Here is a 7,977-nt window from a genome sequence, read left to right as displayed (position 1 = left end):
CAAAATACCATTCACGGATGTGAGGCTCAACTGTTTTTTGTAACATAGTTACTACAATTGAATAAGAAAAAAACGGGGAAACTCCTTCGTCAAAAGTATTGACTTTTTGATGATAAGGAATTAAAATAGCAAGTTTATTATGAGTGCGCTAATGAAAGAAAGAGTTGTCAGAATCGATAAAAATCTGGCTTTAAAATATGGGGAAAAAGTATTTAAAAACAGCAAGGACCCGTTGACTGAATTAGTTTTTACTATACTATCACAGAATACAAACGATACAAACAGAGATAGGGCTTATAAATCGCTAAAAAGGGAATTCCCAACATGGGATGATACAGCCAATGCTTCACATGCAGAACTGATGTCGGCTATAAAAACAGGCGGGTTAGCCAAAACCAAGGCGACATGGATATTAAAGATGCTTAATGATATTAAAAAATCACAAGGAAGATTGAATCTCGATTTTTTATATAATCAGACTGATGAACAGGTAAATGATTACCTGCAAAACATTGATGGGGTAGGTCCAAAAACCGTCGCCTGCGTCTTGGCATTTTCTCTTGGCCGGGATGTTATGCCGGTGGATACGCATGTTCGCCGTGTTTCCGAAAGGCTTGGCATTTTGCCGCCGGATTTATCTGCCTGTGAGGCTCACAGCTACTTTCTTAATTATCGAGGAACGGTTAAATTATATCAATTTCATCTGAATCTTATTCAGCATGGAAGGCAAATCTGCCGAGCTAGAAAGCCTTTATGTGAGGCTTGTTTCTTAGCGCAATCATGCGGCTATAATATTAGCCTAAGGCGGAAAAGGAGGGCTGCGGTTTGATTCGGACGCTTCAATTCAACACCGAAACAGGCTGTCATGTTCATGAGGGCATTTTGCCTTTCAATGATTTAATCAGCGCTAAGGATAGTACATTCTGGATAGATTTCGATGCTCCCGATGAGGATGAATCATATATATTGTACTCGGATTTCAAATTTCACCCGTTAATTATTGAAGACGCCATTGATGTTTCTTATCCCAAGCTAGAAGTATTTAAAGACTATTTGTTTATGGTTTTCAGGACAACGGATTACATAACCGAGGACGAACTCGGTTCGAGGGAGATTGATTTCTTTTTAGGAAAAAATTATATCGTCAGCTATCATAAAGAAAAATTTCCATCTTTAGATATTTTAGCGAAAAAGTGCCTGCATGATGACAGGATATTATCGCGGGGAGCGGATTATATATTTCATTCTCTGGTTGATAATCTGGTAGATAATTATGTTAATACATTGAAATTGATTGCTAAGACAATAGATGTTTACGAGGCTGAGGTGTTTAGCGGCAATCCCGATAGGGAACTATTGAAAAAGATATTCGAACTTAAAGAAGATATAGCCACCTTGAAACGCAATGCCTTAGCTCAGCGCGATATTATGTGGCGTTTCTCGCGCGGTGAATACAAGCTAACAAGCTCTGATTTACTGATTTATTTCAGGGACATTTACGACCATCTTTCACATGTGAATGATATGGCTGACCATTTTCGCGACCTTTTAACCTCTGTTATGGAAGCTTATTTTTCAGTCTCATCGGACAAAACCAACCGCATTATGAAAACTCTAACTCTGTTTACCGCCATATTGCTTCCGCTTTCGGTTATTACGGGAATTTACGGAATGAATTTTAAAAACATGCCGGAGTTAGAATGGGAGCTTGGCTATTATTTCACTCTGCTTTTGATGCTTATAGTGATAGGTATAACCTTTTTTATTTTTAAAATAAAAGATTGGCTATAATTAGAAAACCAAAGAAAAGGCGTTATTTTATCTGAGATATAACATCAGTGGAATAGATTGAAATAACGGAGGAATTATGGATAATATAAATGTAATTAGAGACGGTTTTAACATTTCGGAGTTTAAGATTTCGGATATCAATGGCGGGATGCATGATCCTATTGACAGGTCGGGCGATAAGTTTACCTGTCTTGTTTTTGTCAACCCTGATAAAAACGGAGCCGAATTAATCAATAAGCTGGAAAATAATCTGCCGGATACAGCCAGCGGATTCAAAATCGGGCTTTCCGCTATTGTGCCTATTAAGCTAAAATTAGCAAAGAGGTTTAAAGATGATGAAGGTCTCGGCGACAATTTATACTGCGACAGAGATCTGAGGGTTGGCAAACAGTTTAGCATAATAGATTCATCCCAAGCTCAACCATCATACCATCCATTTGTATTTGTTATTGGCAATGACGGCTCTGTTCGTTATAAACAAGCCTTTGAACCATCGGGGTTCGATATGGAACAGTTTCGCTCGGCTGTTAGTGAATTAATTTGATATATATCAAACTGATTATCCTCAGAAGAATAAGCGTGAAACTTTTTTTGGAACATAACGTTGATTACAATGTTGAATAAAATAATTTTTTGTGAAAGGATATTGAGTGAATCTTAAAACACTTGGCTTACTGATATTAATTATACTTTTTGCATCTTCATCATTGTTTGCCCAATCAGAGCTTACTATAAATGAGGCGATAGAATTAGCTTTGCAAAACAATGAATCCTACCTTAAGGCTGAAAAAGACCTTGAAAAAGCTAAGAATAGGGTTACGGAGGTAAAAGCCTCAGCTTTCCCTCAATTAAATGCCGGTCTGAATGTTATACATAATTGGGAGCTACCTTCTTTCATCATTGATTTTAATGGCCAGCAGCAGGAATTTCCAATGGGTACGGTCAATAGCTTTAGAGCTGATTTGACTGTTACCCAGCCGATTTACAACGGCGGGCGGGTATTCACAGCCTGGGGCATCGCCAAGATGTATAAAAAATTCTCATCCCGGCAGCTGGAAATGAAAAAAAGGTCGTTAAAACTTAATGTCATTAGATCCTTCTGGTTAGCAGTTATGGCGGATGAGCTTTTAAGGGTAACCAGACAATCCGTAGAGCTTGCCGAGGATGGACTGGATGTTGTGGAAAAAATGGCCGCCCAGGGGATTGTATCCGACTATGATGTTTTAATGGCTAAAGTCAGAGCAGCTAATATCAAGCCCGGGTTTATTGAAGCAGAAGCTAACTCGAAAATTTCCCATAAAGCCTTAAATAATCTTATTGGTTTGCCGGAAAATGAAAACAACAAGCTAATATTCAGCATGGACAGCGTTCTTTATTTGATGCCTGATATTGATATTGATTCGGCGAAAACTGCCTGCATAGAAAAAAGACCGGAAATTGATATGATGAGACTTCAAACCAAAATGTTGAAAAAAGCGGTATCAGTCGCTAAAGCAGGCTATAGACCATCGATAAACTTTTTAACGACGCTTCAATACCAGGCGCAATATGATAACAACAGATGGCCCGGCAGCGATGATTGGAGGAGGAGCTCATTTTCGGGGCTGATGATTTCAGTTCCGCTATTCGATTCATGGCGAACGCCATCCAAAGTTAAGCAGGCTAAATTAGAACTGGCTCAATCGAAACTAACTGAAAAAGAATACGAGGAAAATATTAAACTTGAAATAGAGCAAAGCTGGTGGAACTACCAGAAAGCGCGTGAAAGTTTAGCCGCTGGGGGACAAGCTGTAGAAATGTCTAAGCGGGGATTGGAGATTGCGCGGGTACGGTATGAAAACGGTGTTGGCACTCAATTGGAATATTTTGAGTCTGAAGTTGCTCTGTCGATAGCCGAAATTAATCGCATAAAAGCATTTTATAATTTGGCAACCGGTTATGCGGCTTTACAAAAAGCTCTTGGTGAAGATAATCTACTTAAATGATGGAGAAATTATAATGATTAATCGATATGTAATGACCGGCTTAATATTGCTGCTAATTATTGCCGGATGCGGTTCTAATGAACAAAAAGTTGATTCTGTGCAAAAGGTCGCTGTCGAGGTTGATGTTGTTGAAACAGGCGATATAACTGTAATAAAAACATATTCGGGCACGCTTGAAGGAGCCGAGCAATCAAAAATATATGCCCTTATTCCTGAAACTGTCGTTGATATTCCGGTATCAGAGGGGAGTTGTATTAAAAAAGGCAGTCCTGTAATTATCTTAGATAAGAATGGTGCAACTTCTCAATACAATCAAGCTTATGCTGTTTATCAGAATGCGAAAGATAACTATGAGAAGATGCAGAATCTGTATGAGCAAAAGGCAATTTCTGAGGTAAATTTTAAAGGTGTAAAAACAGCTTATGAGGTTGCTAAGGCAAATTTCATTGCCGCTAAAGCTACTGTTGAGCTATCATCTCCAATCAATGGTATCGTTACGGAAATAGCGGTTAATCTTGGCCAGCAAGCGCCGATGGGCATCCCGATTGCCACTATCGCCAGAACGAACAAAATGAGGTTGACAATATTTACAGGTCTTCGTGAGGTAGAAAAGCTAAAGGTCGGTCAGTCAGCCAAGATATTATTTGATTCGAGCGACTCTATTTCCGCCGTTGTTGCTGAGATTTCTCAATCGGCTGACCCTCAAACCAGATTATTCAGAGTTGAACTACAGATGGATAATCCTGCTAATGTTCTTAAGCCCGGCATGTATGCCAAAGCTTTAGTGATTGTAGATAATATCAAAGACGCGCTCACAATAAGCAACCGGGCAATATTTTCCGAGGAGGGTATCAGCAAAGTTTACTTAATCAAGAACGATACTGCTTATGTTAAAACGATTGTTATTGGCGCTTCCGATGGCAAAAAGACGCAGGTCATTTCTGGTCTATCGAAAGGTCAACAAGTGGTTGTTGTTGGAAAAAGCTCTTTGCGTGATGCCGCACCGGTTATAATTTCTAACAAGGATACCGAAAATGTATCTGGCTAATACTGCAATAAAAAGACCGGTATTCACAGTAATGATAATAGCCGCTTTGGTTGTTATGGGAGTATCGTCATACCTTCAGATGAGCACGGAATTATTTCCCGATGTGGAATTGCCTTTTGTAATCATTTCAACTGTATATCCCGGAGCCAACCCGGATGCCGTTGAAAGTGATGTTACTAAAAATATCGAGGATGCCGTAAATACTATTTCCGGCATCAAGCGGATACAATCATTCTCGCGAGAATCTTATGGTTTGGTTTTTATTGAATTTACGCTCGAAACCGATGTCAATATAGCGGCTCAGGATGTTCGAGATAAGATTGCCGGTATTATTGCCGAATTGCCTACTGATATTGAAGCGCCGGTTATTCAGAAGTTTGATTTTGCCGCCTTGCCGGTAATAACTTTGGCAGTTTCAAGCGAGCGGTCATTAAAGGAAATTACCGGTTTTGTAAAGAATTTCCTGAAACGCCGGCTGGAAACAGTAGCCGGTGTTGGTTCGGCTCAAATTATCGGCGGCGCAGAACGGGAAATTCAGGTTCTCTTGGATTTAGATAAAATAAACGCTTTAAATATTGTCCCTGATCAAATCGCCGGAGCAATAGCTTCCTCAAATATGGAAATCCCCGGCGGGAAACTAAGTCAAGGCAACAACGATTTGATGATTAGGGTTATGGGCAGAGCCGTCTCAGTTGACGACCTTGCCCGGATAATAGTCAAGAATTCGGAAGGCAAAGTTATCCGTCTTGATGATATTGCGCAGGTCATAGACGGCATCAAAGAAAAAGAAAGCCTTTCGCGATTGGATGGCCAGGAAACCGTTTCATTAGAGATTATCAAGCAATCGGGCGCCAATATTGTCGAAACTGCAGATGGTATCCTGAAGCGGTTAGACGAATTAAAAAGTGAAATTCCTTCGGATATCAATATTGTTGTCGCTGAGGACAATTCTGTATTCATCAGAGATTCGATTCATCATGTTGTTTTCGATATGATATACGGCGGCATCTTAGCGGTGCTCGTGATATTTTTATTTCTGGCTAATTGGCGTTCGACTTTTATCTCAGCGCTGGCAATTCCAACCTCTATTATCGCCTCGTTTTTCATGATGAAGCTGTTTGGATTTACAGTAAACATGATGACCCTTTTAGGGCTTTCTCTGGCGGTTGGTCTGTTAATCGATGACGCCATTGTAGTCATCGAGAATATTTACCGGCATTTAGATGAGGGCGAATCACCATTTCAGGCGGCGCGCAACGCTACTGCTGAAATTGGTTTGGCAGTTATGGCAACAACTTTTTCTATTGTAGTCGTGTTTTTGCCGGTGGCGTTTATGTCGGGCATTATTGGCAAATTCTTCTATCAATTCGGGATTACCGTTGCGGGTGCGGTCATCATCTCGCTGTTTGTAGCATTTACGCTAACGCCGATGTTATCATCCCGCTGGCTTAAGAAAAAAGAACCATCGGAAGGCAGCAAGTCGTTCAATCCTGTTAAATGGGTTACCGGTAAGTGGAACGGCTTTTTCAACAGACTTAATGACCGTTATAAAAACGTTCTTCGCTGGGTCTTGCATCATCGCTTTTTAACCCTTGCCGCAGCAGCTGTTATATTTATAATATCTTTAATATTGGGCAGTTTTCTTGGCAGCGAGTTTTTCCCCCAATCAGACCGGAGCCAGTTTTTCGTAAGTTTTAAAGCCGGTCCTGACGCCTCTTTGGAAAGAACGGGCGAACTCGCTAAAAAAATTGAAAAACGATTAAAGACCTATTCCGAAATTGAATTTTTACTGACTAAAATCGGCGGCGAGCAGACACCAGCTAATGAGGGCAATGTATTTGTAAAACTTGTGCCTATAGAAGAGCGCGATAAAAGCGCCGGCGAATTAACCGCTCAGGCAAGACATGATTTGGCTAATATCGCCGGTCTTACGATACAAGTATTGCCAGAAAAAGGAGAGGGCGGCGGTGGTAATCAGCAGGTGGAATTTTCTGTAAGAGGTCCCGACTTTGAAATTGTCAAGGAACTCGCTGAAAAAGTTGAAAATGCTATGCGTGAAGCGCCGGGCGGTGTCGATTTCGAAAACAGCGAAAAATTAGCCCGACCGGAAATACAGATTAATATCGACCGCGACCTTGCCAGCGATTTGGGAATATCTATCGGCGGCGCGGCTATGACCGTGCGGAAATTAGTTGACGGCTTTGTGGTCTCAAGGCTTAAGGACAAGGATGAGGAATATGATATCAGGGTTCAATTGGCGCCGGAATTCAGAAACAGACTTGATGATATCGCGCGGTTGAAAATACCATCGAGAAAAAAAGTAGGCGGTAAAGACATGTTGGTTGAACTGGGGACAGTAGCATCTCTGACATCAGCCTCAAGCCCCACTGAGATAAGACGCTATAACCGTCAAAAAGAAATCAAGGTGGGCTGTAATTTAGATGAAGGCTATGTGATGAGCGATGTTGTCAATCATGTGTATGAAAAAATACCCGAATTTAATATACCCGCAGGTTTTAAGGTGGAAACTACAGGCGCGGCTAATATACAGGAGGAATCATTTGCCAATATTTTCATGGCCTTAGCCTTGGCGGTGATATTTATCTACCTGCTATTAGCCTCACAGTTTGAATCATTTATCGATCCTTTCGCTATTATGCTGTCATTGCCCTTAGCTATCGTGGGCGCAATTTTAGGTCTTTTTATCTGGCGTTCTTCTTTAAGCATCACCTCGCTTATCGGGATTGTTTTGCTTATGGGGTTAGTAACGAAAAACGCCATTCTGTTAATTGATTTCACGAAACAGCTGAGACAAAAAGGGTTGTCGCGTGATGAGGCTTTGTTAAAAGCCGGGCCTATCAGATTACGGCCGATTTTGATGACGACTTTTGCTATGATATTTGGTATGCTGCCGATTGCCTTAAGTCTGGGCAGCGGCGCCGAGTTTAAAGCGCCGATGGCGCAGGCTGTTATTGGCGGCTTGATATCTTCTACTATATTAACGCTGGTAGTTGTGCCGGTTGTTTATAGTATCCTTGATGATATAGTTGCCTTTTTTATGGGAAAAGAAACGGTTAAATCGGACAAGCAGATTGACAGGGCTGGCGGCGGCAAAACGATTGAGGTTTGATCGATTAGAAAAGTAGAGTAGAT

At 41.0% G+C, this 7,977-nt stretch carries 6 protein-coding genes; all 6 read left to right on the top strand.

The genetic code is table 11. From position 1 onward, the window contains the following. Positions 1–151 precede the first annotated feature (151 nt). The 6 genes from J7K40_03895 (at position 152) to J7K40_03870 (ending at position 7,954) form a co-directional block, all read left to right on the top strand. The gene (locus tag J7K40_03895) at positions 152–829 is read left to right on the top strand and encodes an endonuclease III (GenBank protein ID MCD6161541.1); all 678 of its coding nucleotides are present in this window, start codon (positions 152–154) and stop codon (positions 827–829) included. Beyond that, on the top strand, positions 826–1,791 hold the full coding sequence (gene corA / locus J7K40_03890) for a magnesium/cobalt transporter CorA (protein ID MCD6161540.1): 966 nt from the start codon (positions 826–828) through the stop codon (positions 1,789–1,791). The genes J7K40_03895 and corA overlap by 4 nt, the downstream gene beginning before the upstream one ends. A 76-nt stretch (positions 1,792–1,867) precedes the next feature. Further along, positions 1,868–2,335 carry a hypothetical protein gene (locus tag J7K40_03885; protein MCD6161539.1) on the top strand — a complete coding sequence of 156 codons (468 nt, stop codon included), beginning with the start codon at positions 1,868–1,870 and terminating at the stop codon, positions 2,333–2,335. A 106-nt stretch (positions 2,336–2,441) separates the two neighbouring features. Next, entirely contained in the window at positions 2,442–3,776 is a 1,335-nt protein-coding gene (locus tag J7K40_03880) for a TolC family protein (GenBank protein ID MCD6161538.1), read from the top strand. Positions 3,777–3,789: 13 nt separating this feature from the next. Beyond that, positions 3,790–4,824, top strand: coding sequence for an efflux RND transporter periplasmic adaptor subunit (locus J7K40_03875; protein ID MCD6161537.1), 1,035 nt, complete (start codon positions 3,790–3,792; stop codon positions 4,822–4,824). Then, entirely contained in the window at positions 4,811–7,954 is a 3,144-nt protein-coding gene (locus tag J7K40_03870) for an efflux RND transporter permease subunit (GenBank protein MCD6161536.1), read from the top strand. Before J7K40_03875 ends, J7K40_03870 begins: the two co-directional genes overlap by 14 nt. Positions 7,955–7,977 lie beyond the last annotated feature (23 nt).

Source organism: Candidatus Zixiibacteriota bacterium, from assembly GCA_021159005.1.
Classification (GTDB): domain Bacteria; phylum Zixibacteria; class MSB-5A5; order UBA10806; family 4484-95; genus JAGGSN01.
Note: the sequence above shows the minus strand (reverse complement) of the source record. Positions and strands in the feature narration are given on the sequence as shown.